The following is a 260-nucleotide window of genomic DNA, read 5'->3' as shown; positions in this document are numbered from 1 at the left end:
TTCTACTTTTGCACCCGCAACAGCGAAAGGCGCTCATCGAAATACTGGCAGGAAAGAAGAATCGGAGGGAAAGAAATTTTCTGAAAAAAGATTCGGAAAAGCTTGCGGAATTTGAAAAAAGCTTTTACATTTGCACCCCGCAAAACGGGGAAAGTTCATTGACAGACTGGGAGAAAAAAACGAAAAAATGGGACGAAAAAAAAGTTTCAATTTTTTTTAGGTTTTTCTTGCAGGAGACAAAAAGAATTTTTAGTTTTGCA

General features: G+C 37.3%; 1 protein-coding gene. It reads left to right on the top strand.

The window, feature by feature from the left end; all coding sequences use genetic code 11:
* The coding region (locus DM444_RS23740) for a hypothetical protein (protein WP_204251637.1) at nucleotides 1-260 on the top strand (260 nt) is incomplete at both ends.

This window comes from Flavobacterium ginsenosidimutans (assembly GCF_003254625.1).
Taxonomy (GTDB): Bacteria; Bacteroidota; Bacteroidia; order Flavobacteriales; family Flavobacteriaceae; genus Flavobacterium; species Flavobacterium ginsenosidimutans.
The sequence above is the reverse complement of the archived record's forward strand: the minus strand, read 5'-3'. Positions and strand labels throughout refer to the sequence as shown.